This window comes from Pseudomonas sp. P8_241 (assembly GCF_034008315.1).
Lineage (GTDB): Bacteria > Pseudomonadota > Gammaproteobacteria > Pseudomonadales > Pseudomonadaceae > Aquipseudomonas.
The window spans coordinates 3315182-3331754 of record NZ_CP125377.1; the positions used below are offsets into that span (position 1 = coordinate 3315182).

Annotated in this window: 4 protein-coding genes and 1 pseudogene; 2 read left to right on the top strand and 3 right to left on the bottom strand. The window is 60.9% G+C overall.

From position 1 onward, the window contains the following. Positions 1–14: 14 nt before the first annotated feature. Positions 15–12110, top strand: a complete 12096-nt coding sequence (locus tag QMK58_RS15160; protein ID WP_320394919.1) for a VCBS domain-containing protein — start codon at positions 15–17, stop codon at positions 12108–12110. Positions 12111–12490: 380 nt separating this feature from the next. Here QMK58_RS15160 and QMK58_RS15165 read toward each other — a convergent pair whose 3' ends face one another. Next, positions 12491–12946 carry a hypothetical protein gene (locus tag QMK58_RS15165; protein ID WP_320394920.1) on the bottom strand — a complete coding sequence of 152 codons (456 nt, stop codon included), beginning with the start codon at positions 12944–12946 and terminating at the stop codon, positions 12491–12493. 596 nt (positions 12947–13542) lie between these two features. Beyond that, positions 13543–13976: pseudogene (locus QMK58_RS15170) on the bottom strand (ATP-dependent Clp protease proteolytic subunit). Between the two features lie 265 nt (positions 13977–14241). On the opposite strand from QMK58_RS15170, the gene QMK58_RS15175 reads away from it, so the two are divergent. After that, a complete protein-coding gene (locus QMK58_RS15175; RefSeq protein WP_320394921.1) occupies positions 14242–14652 on the top strand; it encodes a KGG domain-containing protein in 411 nt (136 codons plus the stop codon). Between the two features lie 127 nt (positions 14653–14779). Here the strand turns inward: QMK58_RS15175 and phaC are convergent, their stop codons facing one another. After that, complete coding sequence (gene phaC, locus QMK58_RS15180; protein ID WP_320394922.1) at positions 14780–16456, bottom strand: class II poly(R)-hydroxyalkanoic acid synthase; 1677 nt, start codon at positions 16454–16456, stop codon at positions 14780–14782. Between the last annotated feature and the right edge of the window lie 117 nt (positions 16457–16573).

Here is a 16573-nt window from a genome sequence, read left to right on the forward strand (position 1 = left end):
AAAAGTAATTGACCATGACCAATAATTTTGACGGTTCGACATTTGGCGCACACCCGGGGATGAGCCCGGACGAAGCCGCCAAGCGCCTGCGTGCGCATGAGCAGCCACTGGGCAAGCAAGATCCGGTTGAGGAAAAGAGCCCGCTGGGCTGGACCGAAGACAAGCAAGGGGAAACACTGCCTGGCGAGCAACCCCACGCCGGCGGTGCCCCCGAGCAACCGCATGGCAGTGCCCCGGCGTATGCCAGCGCCGAGCAGCCATTGCCCGAGCCTGGCCAGGTGCCAGTCGTTGCGACACCTGCATACAGCCCGACTGGCTTCGATGCCGATGCTGGCGGCAATATGCCTTCGCCGAGCATCAACACTGCGGCCCGGGCTTTTGTGACAGCTGACCTGGGTTCAGCAGCGTTACCGGCTACCGACCTGGTGCCTGTCGGAGGCGATGCCAGCGCACTGCTTACTCCGCACGCATCGGGCCGCGACGAAGGCTCGTCGCCATTGTTGGCTGCCGGTGATCTCGCCGGCAGTGTGATTGAAGATAGTCAACATCAGATCAGCGGCCATCTGAGTGTAAGCGGTGGCGAGGCCGGCGCGGCTGTCCAATGGCAGGCGCTGGCGCCGGATGGCGTGTACGGACAGTTGCAAGTCGCGCCCGATGGCCGCTGGCTTTACACCCCGAACGAAACAAGCCCGGCGTTTCAGGGGCTGAACGAAGGCCAGCATGTCATCGAGGAGTTTCTGGTGCGCGCCAGTTCGGGCCATAGTGCGCCCGTCGATCTGCTGATTCGCATTGACCTGCAAGGCACCAACGACCGCCCGCAAATCACTCAAGGTTCGGTACTCACCGGCAGCAGTCGCGAAGACGGGCAAACATTCGCCAGCGGTCAGCTTGAGGCTCAGGACGCAGACCAGGGCGCCCAGCTGCACTGGCAGGTCGACACCGTGCACGGCCAATACGGCGAATTGACGCTCGATGCGGCCACCGGCCAGTGGCAGTATCACCTCGACAACGACCGAGGCGCGACTCAGGGGCTCGCCGAGGGCGAGTTGGCTACTGAGTCATTCCTCGCCAGTGTGGTCGACGAGTACGGTGCGACATCCTCCGCGCGCCTGAACATCACCATCATCGGACTCAATGATGACCCGATCATTGGTCGCATCGACTCGCTCCAGGCGACGCAAGATGGCGACAGTATTCAGGGGCTAGTCACTGCCACCGATGTCGACACGCTCGACCAGCTCAGTTTCAACACCACTGCCGATGTACCTGGCTTCATCCTGGCAGCGGATGGCAGCTATCGTTTCGACCCAAGCAACTCCGCCTACCGGTACCTGGCCGAAGGCGACACGCGGCAATTGGTCATCCCGGTAACGGTCAGCGATGGCCATGGCGGCACCGCCACGCAGAACCTGGTGATCAATCTCACCGGCAGCAACGACCTGCCAGTGCTCAACACCCTCGTTGCGCGTACAGCCGCTGAAGGCGACGCGCTGTTGACGGGACAACTCAATGCCAGCGACGTGGATGATGGCCACAGTTTGACCTTTGGCACCGCAGCCGAGGTCGACGGCTTCACCCTCAATCCGGATGGCAGCTACAGCTTCGACCCGGCCCACAGCACCTATCGATCGTTACCCGCCGGGGCTCAGCAAACGCTGGTTATCCCGCTGACAGTCACCGACGAACATGGTGGTTCGGCCACGCAAAATCTGGTCATTACCGTAACCGGGACTAACCAGGGAGCCGTCATCAGTGGCGCGCTCAGCGGAACGGTCTCCGACGACAACACCAGCAGCACGGACCTGCTGGAAACGGGCGGGCAGCTGACCATCAGCGATCCCGACAGCGGCGAAACCCGGTTCTCGCCCCACGGCGCCAGCGACGCCCTGGCCGGCCGATACGGGGTGCTGACCCTTGACGCGTCCGGTGCCTGGCATTACGCGGCTGATAGCAAACAGGCAGCTGTGCGGCGACTGGGGCAAGGCGACACGCTGACCGATCACTTCACGATTACCAGCGTCGATGGCACCCAGCAGAACATCGATGTCACCCTGACCGGTACCAACGATGTGCCGGTTATTAGTCACGACTCCATCACTAGCGGATCGATCCTGGAGGACGTTACGCAGAACACGGTGACGGGTGTGCTGGTCGCGAACGACGTCGATATCGGCAGCCAGCTCAGCTGGAGCCTGGAGCCGATAGAGGGAACCTTTGGTACATTGTCCATCGACTCGCTCAGTGGCGAGTGGATTTACACCCTGGACAACAGTCGTCCTGTCACCCAGGCCCTGGCAGAGGGTCAGCAGGTCACAGAGCACTTCACTGCGCTGGTCACCGATGAGCATGGCGCAGTAGCGCAACAGCACATCGATATCAGTGTGCGCGGAACCAATGACAACCCTGTGCTGCTGCAGATCCCGGCGCAGAATCTCACCGAAGACGACACCGTCGTGTACGGCCAGCTTGTCGGTACCGACGTGGATACTGGCGACACGCTAAGCTACGCCACAACCTCGTTCACCCCCGGCTTCAACCTCAATGCCGACGGCAGCTACAGCTTTGACCCCGGCGATGCGGCTTACCAACACCTAGCCGAAGGGGCCCAACAGATCCTGACGATCCCGGTGACGGTGACCGACAGCCACGGCGCCACGGCGACGCAGAACCTGCTCATCACGCTCACCGGCAGCAACGACCTGCCGGTGATGAACGTGCATGCGGGCGAGAACGCCGCCGAAGGCGACGGGCCCATCACCGGTTATGCCACGGCAACCGACATCGACACCGGCGACGTGCTCACCTACAGCACGTCGGCCAATGTCGACGGTTTCAGTATCGACCCCGATGGCACCTACCATTTCGACCCGAGCAATGCGGCCTATCAAAGCCTGAACGCCGGTGCGACGCTGACCCTGAGTATCGCGCTGACGGTGACCGACAATCATGGCGGCACGGCAACGCAGATGCTGACCATCACGCTGACCGGTACCAACCAGGGTGCCGTGATCGCCGGGGTGAATAGCGCCAGCGTCATTGAGGATCAGTGTGCCACCGGCCAACTGGAAACCGGGGGCCAGCTGAGCATCAGCGACCCTGACCGCGACGAAGCTCAATTCGTCGCGCACGACGGCACCAGTCCGCTCTTGGGCACCTATGGCAGTCTGACCCTCGATGCGAGCGGCGCCTGGCACTACACGGCGGACAACAACCAGATTGCCATTCAACGGCTGGGCGAGGGCGCCCAGGTCAGCGACCACTTTACCGTTACCAGCACTGACGGCACTCAGCACCAGATCAGCGTGACGCTGATCGGCACCAATGATGTGCCGGTACTCAATGCTATCGCCGCACAAAGTGCCGACGAGGATGGTGCGAGGGTCTTCGGGCAGCTCGTCGGCACCGACGTGGATACCGGCGACACGCTGATTTACAGCAGCACCGCGAGCGTGGCCGGATTAACCTTGAACGCCGATGGCAGCTACAGCTTTAACCCCGGCGATGCGGCTTACCAACACCTGGCCGAAGGGGCCCGGCAGGTCCTGACGATCCCGCTGACGGTGACCGACAGCCACGGCGCCACCGCCACGCAGAACCTGGTGATTACCATCACCGGCAGCAACGACCTGCCGGTGATGAGCGTACTGACCGCACGCACGTCCACCGAAGACGACGCGGCCATCACCGGTTATGCCACGGCGACCGACATCGACACCGGCGACGTGCTCACCTACAGCACGTCGGCCGATGTCGACGGTTTCAGCATCGACCCCGATGGCACCTACCATTTCGACCCGAGCAACGCGGCCTATCAAAGCCTGAACGCCGGTGCGACGCTGACCCTGAGCATCCCGCTGACGGTCACCGACAACCATGGCGGCAGCGTCACGCAGACCCTGATCATCAGCCTGAGCGGCACCAACGATGTGCCGGTGATCAGCCAGAGTTCGATTACCACCGGTGCGATCACCGAGGACGCCACGGCGAACACGGTAGTCGGCGCGCTGAGCGCCAGTGACGTCGATAACGGCAGCCAGCTCAACTGGAGCCTGGTGTCTGCGTCTGGTGTCTACGGCTCATTGGCCATCGACGAGGACAGCGGCCAGTGGACCTACACCCTGGACAATAGTCGTCCAGCCACCCAAGGTCTGGCGCAGGGGCAACAGGTCAGCGAGCACTTCAGTGTGCTGGTCACCGACGAACATGGCGCGTCGGCTCGTCAGGACGTCGTCATCAGTGTGCGGGGTACCAATGACAACCCGGTGCTGCTGAATGTACCGTCCCAGAACGTGCTGGAAGGCGGTGCCGTGGTACACGGACAGCTCAATGCCACCGATGTCGATACTCGCGACATCCTGAGCTTTAGCACTTCGGCGCAGGTACCGGGCTTCACCCTGAGCGCCAATGGCGCTTATTCGTTCGACCCGTCGAACGCCGCGTACCAGCACTTGGTTGACGGTGCCACGCAGACCCTGAACATCCCGGTGAGCGTCAACGACGGCAACGGCGGTACGGCGACGCAGATTTTGAGCATTACCCTGATCGGCACCAACCAGGGTGCCGTCATCGCCGGGCGGGATACCGGTGGCGTCACCGAGGACTTTGACTCCCCGGGCACGCATCTGTTGGAGGCGGCTGGCCAGTTGACCATCAGCGATCCGGACAGCGACCAAGCGGTATTTACCGAGTATTCGGGTGCCGCGGCACTGACCGGTAGCTACGGCAGCTTGAGTATCGACGCCAGCGGCGCCTGGCACTACAGCGCCGACAACAACCAGGCGGCGGTGCAGCAACTGGGGCAGGGCGCCACGTTGAGCGAACACTTCACCATTACCAGCGTCGACGGCACCCCGCATACCGTGACGATCACGTTGAACGGTACCAACGATGTGCCGGTACTCAACGCCATCACCGCGCAGAACGCGGTGGAAGATGGTGCCAAGGTCACCGGGCAACTGACGGCGACCGACATCGACACCGGCGATACGCTGAGTTACAGCGCAACCGCGACCGTTGCCGGATTCACTCTCAATGCCAACGGCAGTTACAGCTTTAACCCCGGCGACGCGGCTTACCAACACCTGGCCGCAGGGGCACAGCACGTCCTGACCATTGCGGTGACGGTGACCGACAACCACGGCGCCACAGCCACGCAGAACCTGGTGATTACCATTACCGGCAGCAACGATTTGCCGGTGATGAGCGTGCTAGCTGCACGCACGGCCACCGAAGGAGGCGTCGCGATCACCGGCCAGGCCGTTGCCACCGATATCGACACCGGCGATGTGCTCATCTACAGCACGTCGGCGACGGTCGATGGTTTCAGCATCGACCCGGACGGCACTTACCATTTCGACCCAAGCAACGCGGCCTATCAAAGCCTGAACGCCGGTGCGAAGCAGATTTTGAGCATCCCGCTGACGGTGACCGACAACCACGGCGCCACTGCGACGAAAATCCTGACCATCACCCTGACAGGCACCAACCAGGGTGCGGCCATCGCCGGCGTCGATAGCGGCGGCGTCACCGAAGACCTGGTCACCAGCGGTCATCTACTGGAAACCGGCGGCCAACTGACCATCAGCGACGTGGACAAAGGCGAGGCGGCATTCACGCCGCACACTGGCACCGGCGCCCTCGCGGGCACTTATGGCAGTCTGACCATCGATGCCAGTGGCGCCTGGCACTACAGCGCCGACAACAACCTTGCGGCCGTGCAGAAACTGAGCGAAGGCGCGACGGTGACGGACACATTCACCGTGCGCAGCGTTGATGGAACGGCGCATCAGATCACGGTCACCCTGCTGGGCACCAACGATGCGCCGCAGATTGGCCCGAGCTCCGTCCTCATCGGCGCGGTCACTGAAGATGCCGCCGTACGCACGGCCACCGGCCTGCTGGTGGCCAGTGATGTCGATTCCGACGCCCGTCTGTCCTGGAGCCTGACGTCGACCGAGGGCAGCTACGGCACCCTGGCCCTCGACGCCGCAAGTGGTAGCTGGATTTACACCCTGGACAATAGTCGCGCAGCGACCCAGGCCCTGGCGGCCGGCCAGCAGGTGCACGACAGCTTCATTGCCACCGTCACCGACAACCACGGCGCTATCACGCAGCGGACCGTGGACATCGTCATCAGCGGGACCAACGATCTGCCCGTGATCAGTGGCAGCAGCACCGCAGCGGTTACCGAGGATGACCTGCAGAGCGCGGTTTGCGGCACCCTGACTCATGCCGACCCGGACACCGGTGACACCTTCACCTGGTCGCTGGTCAACGGCGGCGGTACCTACGGCACCTTGACGTTCGACACCTCGACCGGTACCTGGAACTACAGCCTCGACAACTCACGCGCCGCCACCCAGGCCCTGGCGGTGGGCGAGCGCCATACCGATAACTTTACCGTGCGTGGCACCGATGCGTCCGGCACGCCGGTCAATCAGGTGATCTCGATCGAGGTCAACGGCAGCAACGACAATCCAGCCATCAGCGGCGCTCATCAGGGTAGCGTGGTCGAAGACCGGACCATGACCGCCAGCGGTGCGCTGTCGTTCAACGACATCGACACAGGCGACAAGCTGGGGACGTGGCAGGTGCTCACGCCCCAAGGTATTTATGGCACGCTCAGCATCGATCAGAACGGCAATTGGACGTATCGCCTCGATGTTGCGCGCTCACAGTCGATCAAGGCTGGCGACACGCCACAAGACAGCTTCATCGTACGCGTCACCGACAACCACGGCGGTCATGCCGATCAGCAGGTCACCCTTCAGGTCACCGGCACCAATGACGGCCCGGCCATCGACCCGAATTCGCCCGCGCTCACGGGAGATGTGACCGAGGACCAGATCGGCTCGACCACTGCCCAAGGCACTATTGCCAGTGGCGACCCGGACATCGGCGACACGTTGACCTGGTCGATCGATGGTTACAGCGGACAGAGTGTTGGCAGTTACGGCACGTTGACGCTCGATCAGAACGGGCATTGGACCTACACGCTCGACCACGACAAAGCGGATCGACTCGCCGAAGGTGCGACGGTCGTCGATCGCTTCGTCGTCAATATCACTGACGCGGCTGGTGAGCGCAGCTCCGCCACGATTCAGGTGCAGGTCCATGGGACCAATGACGGCCCATACATCGGCGGTACCAGCAGCGGCGAAGTAACCGAGGACATTGCTACCCGTGTCAGCGGCAAGTTGCTGCCTGGCGATGTGGACATCGGTGATACCGCCAGTTGGGCCATCATCGGCGAGCCGCATGGTCAGCTCGGTACGCTGACCCTCAATGCGCAGGGTGTCTGGACCTACCAGCTGGACACGGGCTCGGCCAGTGTCGATGCCTTGGGGCAGGGCGCTAGCGCAACCGAGACGTTCCGCGTCCAGGTGACCGACCCGCACGGTGCGACCGACTTCAAGGACATCACTATCACGGTTCATGGCCACAACGATGCGCCGTTTATCAGTGGCGTCGACAGTGGTGATGTCACCGAAGACCAGCAGAACAGCGTCACCGGGCGCCTCTGCGTCAATGATGTGGACAGCGGCGACCAGTCGAGCTTCGAGCAGAGTCAGTACGCCGGCACCTACGGCCATTTTTCCTTGAACACCGATGGGCAGTGGACCTATCAGCTGTTCGACTCGCAGGCGTACGTCCAGGCCCTCGCCGAAGGACAGTCCGTCACCGAAACCTTCACCATCGCGGCGCACGATCAGAATGGCGGCGTCACCTACCAGCCGGTCACGATCACGGTGCACGGCACCAACGATGCGCCGGTCATCAGCGGCGTTACCACCGGCGTGGTGTTCGAATACGTCTCACACACCGCATCCGGGCGGCTGGTCGGCTACGACCCGGATCAGGGCGACACCAACACCTGGAGCCTCAGTGACGGCCAGGGCACGTTCGGTACCTTGACGCTCGACGACCATGGACGCTGGACCTACACGCTCGACGTAAACGACGCCGACACCAAGGCGTTACAGCCTGGTGATCAGGCGACGGATAGCTTTCGTGTGTTACTGACTGACAATCAGGGCGTTAGCGTGGAATGCTTCGTCAACGTCAGCGTGGTCGGCACCCAGGCCCCTGACGCGCCGCCCGATCCAGGCACAGGCGGCGGTGATACCGGCACGCCCCCGCTGACCCTGCCGTCAGTCAGTGTCAGCGTGACCGAGGATGTTTCACTCATACGCTCAGGCCTGCTGACCGGCGTTTCGCCCATCGGCTGCCCAGTCACCTGGCAGGTGACGCCCGTCAACGGTACCTTCGGTGTCCTTACCCTGGGGCCCGACGGAGCGTGGGTTTATAACTTGCATAACGATGCGGCGCAGGTCCAGGCGCTCAATGAAGGACAGTCAGTCCAGGAGTATTTCAACGTTAACGGCGTTGACGCCAGTGGCAATAAGGTGCAAACGCAGTTCACCGTGACCATCAATGGTACCAACGACACACCACAAATCATCGGCGTGCTCCAGGGCACGACGATCGAGGACCAACAGTTCACCGCCAGTGGCAGTCTCGCGGTGCAGGATCTGAACACCGGCGACAGCACGACCTGGAGCGTGCAGGATGGCAAAGGCCAACTCGGCGATTTCAGCATCGACAACAACGGTGACTGGTCCTACCACCTCGACAATGCCAAGGCGCAGTACTTGAATGCCGGCGAGTCAGTCGTCGAACGCTTTTGGGTCAATGTCATCGACAATCACAACGGGACCAGCTCACGTGAAGTCGTCGTGACCGTGTATGGCACGGCCGACGGCCCGATGATCCCCAGTGTCACTGACGGCATCGCCGTACCTGGCGGCAAGGAAACACTGGCTGGAAAAATCCCGGTCCTCGATCCGGATATCAGCGAGACTTTCAGCTTCAGCCTGGTATCGAGCTCGCAAGGCCAATTTGGCACGCTGTCGATTGATCCGGACGGCAGTTGGCACTATCAGCTCGATCAGGCCGATGCCAACTCAGCACTGAAAAGCCTGGCTGCGGGCCAACAACTCACTGACACTTTTACCGTGCAGGTCAGAGACGGCAACGGTCATATGGCCCTGGAACAGATCCGTCTACGGGTGAGCGGGATTAACGATGCGCCGGTGATCAACGGTGCGACTACAGGTTCCGTTACCGATCGAAGCATCATCCAGACCAGCGGCAAGCTGCTGGCGGGCGATCCGGATGCCGGCGACGTCGCGACGGTCAACCCGCAGTCCGTGGACAGCGCTCATGGCCATTTCGAAGTCGCAAGCGATGGCGCCTGGATTTATACGCTCAATGTGCTGAACCCCGCTGTCAAGGCACTCAACGCGGGCGACAGTCTCACCGAGACATTCCATGTCACGGCCGTCGACGGCAACGGTGTATCGGCGGGCAAGGACGTGATCATTACCATCCGCGGCAGTAACGACCTGCCCGTGGTGGGCGGCGACGTGCGCGGCAGCACCACGGAAGACACCACGTCCAACAGTCATGGCCAGTTGACCACCAATGACGTGGATACCGGCGACATCACCCAGTGGACTGGCATGAACACGGCTGGTGCGTATGGCCATTTTGTGATGTATGCCAATGGCACCTGGAACTACCTGCTCAATGGCAACTCACCTCAGGTGCAGGCGCTCAAGGATGGCCAAGTCGTTAGCGAGACCTTCATTGCTCACGGCAGAGACCAACATGGCGGTGAAGTCACGCAGGTCATTACCATCGACGTCCACGGCACCAACGATGCCGCCAGCATCACGGGGCAGCGCACCGGCGACCTCACTGAGGACCAGGATGTCACCAATGGTCAACTGGTGGTTTCCGGGCAGATCCACCTGACTGACGTCGATACCGGCGAAGGCATTATCAATGCGCAGACCGTGCAGGGCGCCTATGGCACCCTGGAGTTACACGGTGACGGCACCTGGCGCTACTCGGCGGACAACGCCCAGGATGCCATTCAACACCTGGGCCAAGGCGCGACCCTGACCGATAATGTCAGTCTGACCAGCGCCGACGGTACGCCGTACCAGATCAGCATCATGGTGCACGGTACCAACGATGTGCCGGTGCTGAGTGTGCTCACCGCGCAAAACGCGATTGAAGAGGGCGCCAGGGTCACTGGCCAGTTGCTCGGCACCGATACCGACACGGGCGACACGTTGATCTACAGCAGTACGTTGAGCGTAGCCGGCTTCACCTTGAACGCCGATGGCAGCTACAGCTTCGACCCGACCGATACAGCCTGGCAGCACCTTGCCGAAGGGGCGACGCAGGTACTGACCATTCCGATCATCGTCACCGACAGTCAAGGTGCGACAGCCACGCAAAACCTGGTGATAACCATCACCGGCAGCAACGACCTGCCAGTCATGAGCGTGCTGACTGCACGTACGATCACCGAAGGCGACGCTGCCATCACCGGCCATGCAACGGCGACAGACGTCGACACCGGCGATTCGCTGACTTACAGCAGTAATGCTACGGTCGATGGTTTTACTATCGACCCCGATGGCACCTACCATTTCGACCCGAGCAACGCGGCCTATCAAAGCCTGAACGCCGGTGCGACGCTGACCCTGAGCATCCCGCTGACAGTCACTGATAATCACGGCGCCAGTACCACGCAGATATTGACCATCACGCTGACCGGTACGAACCAGGGTGCCGTGATCGCCGGGGTAGATAGCGGCAGCGTCATTGAGGATCAGAGTGTCACCGGCCAACTGGAAACCGGGGGCCAGCTCACCGTCAGTGACCCTGACAGCGACGAAGCTCAATTCGTCGCGCACGGTGGCAGCAGCCCGCTCTTGGGCACTTTTGGCAGTCTGACCCTCGACGCCAGCGGCGCCTGGCACTACACGGCGGATAACAGCCAGATTGCCATTCAACAACTGGGCGAGGGTGCCCAGGTCAGCGACTATTTCACCGTCAGCAGTACCGACGGCACCCAGCACCAGATCAGCGTGACGTTGATTGGCACCAATGATGTGCCGCTACTCAACGCCATCAGCGCGCAGGACGCGATGGAAGAGGGTGCCATGGTCACTGGCCAGTTGCTCGGCACCGATATCGACACCGGCGACACGCTGATCTACAGCACCAGCGCGAGCGTGGCAGGCTTCACCTTGAATGCCGATGGCAGCTACAGCTTCGACCCGGCCGATGCGGCCTGGCAGCACCTTGCCGAAGGGGCGACGCAGGTACTGACCATTGCGATGACCGTCACTGACAGTCAAGGTGCGGCAGCGACACAGGACCTGATCATCACGCTGACCGGCACTAACCAGGCGGCGGTGATTGCAGGCGTCGATATTGGCAACGTCCAGAAAGAAGGCTACACCGATACCCCCCATTTACTGGAAACCAACGGTCAACTCACCATCAGCGACCCCGACGACAACGGAGCGTCGTTCGTAGCGCATAACGGTGCGGACGCGCTGGTGGGCTCTTATGGTTTGCTCGATATCGACGCCAGCGGTGCCTGGCACTACAGCGCCGACAACAACCAGGCTGCCGTGCAGCAATTGGCCGAAGGTGAACAACTGACTGAGCACTTTTCGGTCAGTAGTGTCGATGGCACCACGCACAACGTGACCATCACCCTGACTGGCCTCAATGATGTACCCAACCTGAGTGTCATGAGTGCGGCAGCTGTCAACGATGCACCAAGCGTGTCGGGGCATATGGCCAATATGGCTGTAGAGCCCTCCACAGTTGACAACCCGCCGGCAGAGCACCAGGACTCTCCGGATGGGACGGCACAGCAAGCAAGTGCTGGCGATGCGGCGCACGCTACGACCGCCCAGCCTTCAACCGTGGATCTTTACCTGCAATTTGCCCAGACCGATGCTGATCATTTGGCAGGGCTCGATAGGCATAGCGACAGCACATCGGCCCAGCATGGAGATAATTCAGCGCGATCGTCAGTCGAGGAATACCTACAGCTCGGTGGCGTGGATGCAGCCCACCTCAGCCACCCAGATCCAGCGCTATCGCTGGATCACCAACCGCCCCCGGATAGCCCGTTGCACCCGGATGCCGCAACGCCCGAGCTGACTGACACCGGGCACCACGATGCACATTTGGCGGATGCGCCGATGCCGGATCCCGATCCGCAGTATCACGGCTGAGGGGCAGACAGGAGCGAAGAGAAGAACGTGGCGGACCATTAGCGACGTCTACAGTCGCCGACCGGCTCGGCAGGCACCTATGAAGTGCTTGGCGTGCCGCGCGGCGGGTGCTCGGACCTTCGCAACAACGCAAGAGCGAAGTTCCTGGGAAAGCGGCGTATACGCGCACATTGCTGGAGAACTCGCCGACATCAACCTGCCTGAAGAGGCTCGACACTGGCGAGCCTCCGCGACCGTCGAGTCTTGGCTGGCCAGTGAGTCTGGTTTGAGTACAAAAGGGCCCTTCGAGGGCTCTTTTTGTTGGTGGCTGACAGTCGTTTTTTAGGAATTCGCCTGCTCTTGAGTCAGCCGTGCAGTGCGTTCCTGTGGTTGCGCCAACCTCAATCAAACTGCTTTGATGCGCTGGCGATGCGCTGGTACTTACGCAACTGCCGGTTAGCGCTGCGGATATCCAGAAAAAATATCTCCCCGCTGCGCCAGAGCAGCATCCACGCGGTGACGGTAACGACTCCCACGGGGATGGTGCCTTCAATACCCAGAGCCGTGCCTGCCAGTGCCAAGGCTAGTGCCAAGCCCAAGAGTGTCAGCGCTACCAGCCGCTGGGAGCGAATATCTCCTCTGAGTTGTTCGCTCTTTTGCGCAAAGGTATTGCTGATGGCTTGCTGCAGGCGTTCTCGCTCATCTTGCGGGCAGCAAATCTGCAGGCACAGCTCGGGGTGGTGCCAGGCGCTATCCGACAGGTAGTCCACCAGGCCGGGGCTTAGCTTGGGGTTATCCGGCGAGGCAAACGGATTGAGGTAATCGTGGGTGATCGTCAGGTCGATTTTTTTAGTCATAACGAACATTTACCTGGTTGAGTTGTGGGCGGAGGCTTTAGTGTTCGAGGTAAAGCTAGTCGCAAGACAGCTGCTCTGCTTGATCGGCAGTCGCACACGCTGTTGTAGGCGTGGAATTAGCCCTAAGCATCGGGGATTTTCTTCGAAAAAACAGATCCCGCTATTGAGCCAGACATCCATGGGCTCGGTACCGTGCTGAGGTACATCCCAATGGTTCAAGCCCCCGACTTATGACTGGGGGTCCGGTAATTGAATACGCGGTGAGTTATTAGATTAAAGCGGCTGAAAAAAAGACGGATCAGCTACAAACTAACAAAAAAATAATGGTGATCCCATGAGCTGTCTGGTTTGTGCAGGTGTCGCTGAACGCATTCAGTGTCATGGCCCGTGGGAGGAGAGAGATTGTCCGGTCTGTGGTCGCTATCGAGTTGCAGATGCGCTCGGCTCCTACACTGTTTGGTGGCGTTCACAAACCCTAGGTTCGCCGCAGATCCCCGTAGGAGCCGGCTTGCTGGCGATGAGGCCAGCACATCCAACATCCCTGTTGCCTGATACTCCGCCATCGCCGATCGTGGGGTGCCCAGCTTGTAGGCGGATCACCCACCACTGACTTTCCAGTGGTTGACATCGTCGGCAAACACCATCTGCTTCATCTCGTGGGCGAGGTCATTGTCCAGGCTCGACAGGTATTCGCGCAGGCGCTGGTGGTCGACGGATTTCTGGCTGAAATACCAGTTCATCGGGTGAATCAGAAAGCGTGCATGGGGCGAGGTGATACGTCGGCCTGCGGCCAGGAACATGATGATGCCATCGACTCGATGTTGCCGGCATTGATCGCACAAAGCGGCACCGGCAAGGACTTCAGGAAGGTATAGAGGGTGAAGCCGAAGTTGGTGCTGCCGCCGCAGGTGGACAGGATCAGCAGCAGTGACGTGGCGCCCTGATCGATGGCTTCCAGGCAGCAATCCCTGAAACGCTCGGTGGTCGGCTGGTCGATCTGACAGTGAAAGTGAGCGATATGCTCGGTCATTGGCTGTCCTCCGGAATTCGGCGTTTGTAAACCTTCTTTTTAACTATCCCACCTGGTGAATATTGACCATTTTCCATGGAAAAGTGGCTGTTTTCACGCATTTCGCCAGCGCCCACCGCCAGTCGAAAGCCCTTGATTTCAATGGAACTAACGGCGCGATTCCACTCGTCGCAAGCCTGCTCAATTGCGCCAAACTTTCAACTTGCCGTGACCTCCGAAGTATACGAGCGAATGCTCGAACTAACGATGTAAGAGGTGAATAGAAATGGCTAATACAGGAAATAAAAATCCCGGCAATTTCTCCAATGACCCAGACAAGGCTAAACAAGCCGGCAAGCAAGGTGAAATGACCAACGATCCCAACCGGGCAACCGGGGCGGGCCAGAAAGGTGGTCAGGCTTCAGGCGGCCAACAGACCCGCGATACAGATCGCATGTCCGGAGGCGGGCAAGGTAATCGCGGTGGCGAATTTACCGACGATGACGACACCATGGACAAGCCAGGGCAAAAAGGTGGCCAGGCATCGGGTGGACGGCAATCAAGCGATGCGGATCAATCCACGGGCGGCGGGCAAGGAGCCGGTCGTGGCGGCACCCATGCCGATGACCAGGACAAAACCTCTCAAGCGGGACGCGAAGGAGGTCAGCACAAAGATGGCGGAGGACGTAAGTCCTGACGCCGTTTGATCCTCGCCAGGCCCCAATTTCAATCGGGGCCTGGTTGTTTGTGGCTAAGACATTTGCGCGAAGGGTGCCAGCACCTGCTCATGAAAGGCACCTTGCACACGTCCGGCGATCGCCGTTTCAGAGCAGGTGCACGTAGGTTCCCGGCGCAGCCTCGGCAGGGGCATAAGCCTTGTTGCCCAGTTTCGCGGGAGCCTTTTTGCGATCGCCCGAGCGTGCCTGCAGCCAGGCCAGCCAGTGGGGCCACCAGGAACCCGCCTGTTTACTGGCGGAGTCCATCCACTCCTGGGCATCGACCGGCAGTTCGCTGCTGGTCATGAAGCGCGCCTTGGGGTTGCCCGGCGGATTGAGGATGCTCTGGATATGCCCGCTGTTGGACACCACGAACTCGCCCTGACCGCCAAACAGATGCATGGAACGGTAGCAGGCGTCCCACGGGGTGATGTGGTCCGTAAGGCCTGCGATGCAATAGAAGTCACTGGTGACCTGACCGAGGTCTATCGGTGTATCGCAAACCTCCATGGCGCCGGCGCGGGCGAACGGATTGGTCTGGTACATATCAATGAAGTCGCCGTGCAGCGCGGCGGGCAGATTGGTCGTGTCGTTGTTCCAGTAGAGCACATCGAATGACGGTGGCTCGTTGCCGAGCAGGTAGTTGTTGATCCAGTAATTCCAGATCAGATCATTGGGGCGCATCCAGGCGAAGACCTTGGCCAGTTCGCTTCCCTTCAGTACACCGGCCTGGTACGAACGGCGCTTGGCTGCCTCCAGGGTTTTCTCGTCGGCGAACAGCCCGACCTGAGTGTCGGGGCGGATGTCCAGCATGCTGACCGCCAAGGTAAAGGCATTGACCTTCTTCTCGTCCAGGGCGGCGTAATGGCCCAACAGCGAGGACAGGGTGCAACCGCCGGAGCAGGCGCCAAAGGTGTTCAGGTCGGGACTGCGGGTGATCTTGAGCACCGCGTCGATCGCTTCCTTCAGGGCTTCAACGTAGCTGGACAAACCCCAATCACGCTGTGCCTTGCCCGGATTGCGCCAGCTGATGGCGAAGGTCTGGATACCGCTGTCGAGAAGATAACGGATCAGACTCTTTTCCGGCGTCAGGTCAAACAGGTAGAACTTGTTGATCTGTGGCGGCACCACCAGTAATGGACGCGCCTGCACCTGTTCGGTACGAGGCTTGTACTGGATCAACTCCAGCACCTCGTTGCGAAACACCACCGCACCTTCGGTGATGCCCAGGTTGTGGCCGACCTCGAAAGCGGTCTTGTCCACCTGGCTTGGCATGCCGCCGTTTTCGATCAGGTCCCGGGTCAGCTGGGAGAAACCATCCAGGAGGCTCTTGCCGCCGGTTTCAAAGAAGCGCTTGAGCGCTGCCGGGTTGGCCAGGGTATTGGTCGGCGCCATTGCCTGGGTCAGCAGGCCAATGACGAACTGACCACGCTGGGCGTCTTCTTCGCTCAGGTTGCTGGTGCTGATCCATTCATTCATCTCCTGGCACCAGGCCAGGTACGTCTGCTTGTAGCGACGGTAGAGCGGGTTGCGTTGCCAGGTCTGCTCGTCGAAGCGCTTGTCTCCCGCCGCCGGCGCGAGCTGGGAGCGGTCGAGCAGGACATTCTTCAGCTCAACGCCGAATGCCGCCATATGGCGAGCGCTATGCACGGGCTGTTTCAACACCTGTCGCAGGACCATCCGGGCGGTTCCGAGCAGGTCGCGCCCGCGAGGACCGAAGGCCGGGTTCAGGTTCAGCGTGTGCATTGCAGCTTGCTGGGAGAGGTCTTTATTTTTTTTATCCATCGTGACACCCGCTAGGGCACCCGAGACGGGCACCCGGTAGTTTTATGGCTGCGGGCAAGACCGGAGAGCGTGCCGGTCAGGCGAGCAGCAAAGGGCAGGGGCTTGCCACGCAGGTCT

What these genes read in the sequence shown, in the direction of transcription:
- QMK58_RS15160 (WP_320394919.1), top strand. Translation starts at nt 15, where the DNA reads ATGACCAATAATTTTGACGGTTCGACATTTGGCGCACACCCGGGGATG.
- QMK58_RS15165 (WP_320394920.1), bottom strand. Translation starts at nt 12,946, where the DNA reads ATGACTAAAAAAATCGACCTGACGATCACCCACGATTACCTCAATCCG.
- QMK58_RS15175 (WP_320394921.1), top strand. Translation starts at nt 14,242, where the DNA reads ATGGCTAATACAGGAAATAAAAATCCCGGCAATTTCTCCAATGACCCA.
- phaC (WP_320394922.1), bottom strand. Translation starts at nt 16,456, where the DNA reads ATGGATAAAAAAAATAAAGACCTCTCCCAGCAAGCTGCAATGCACACG.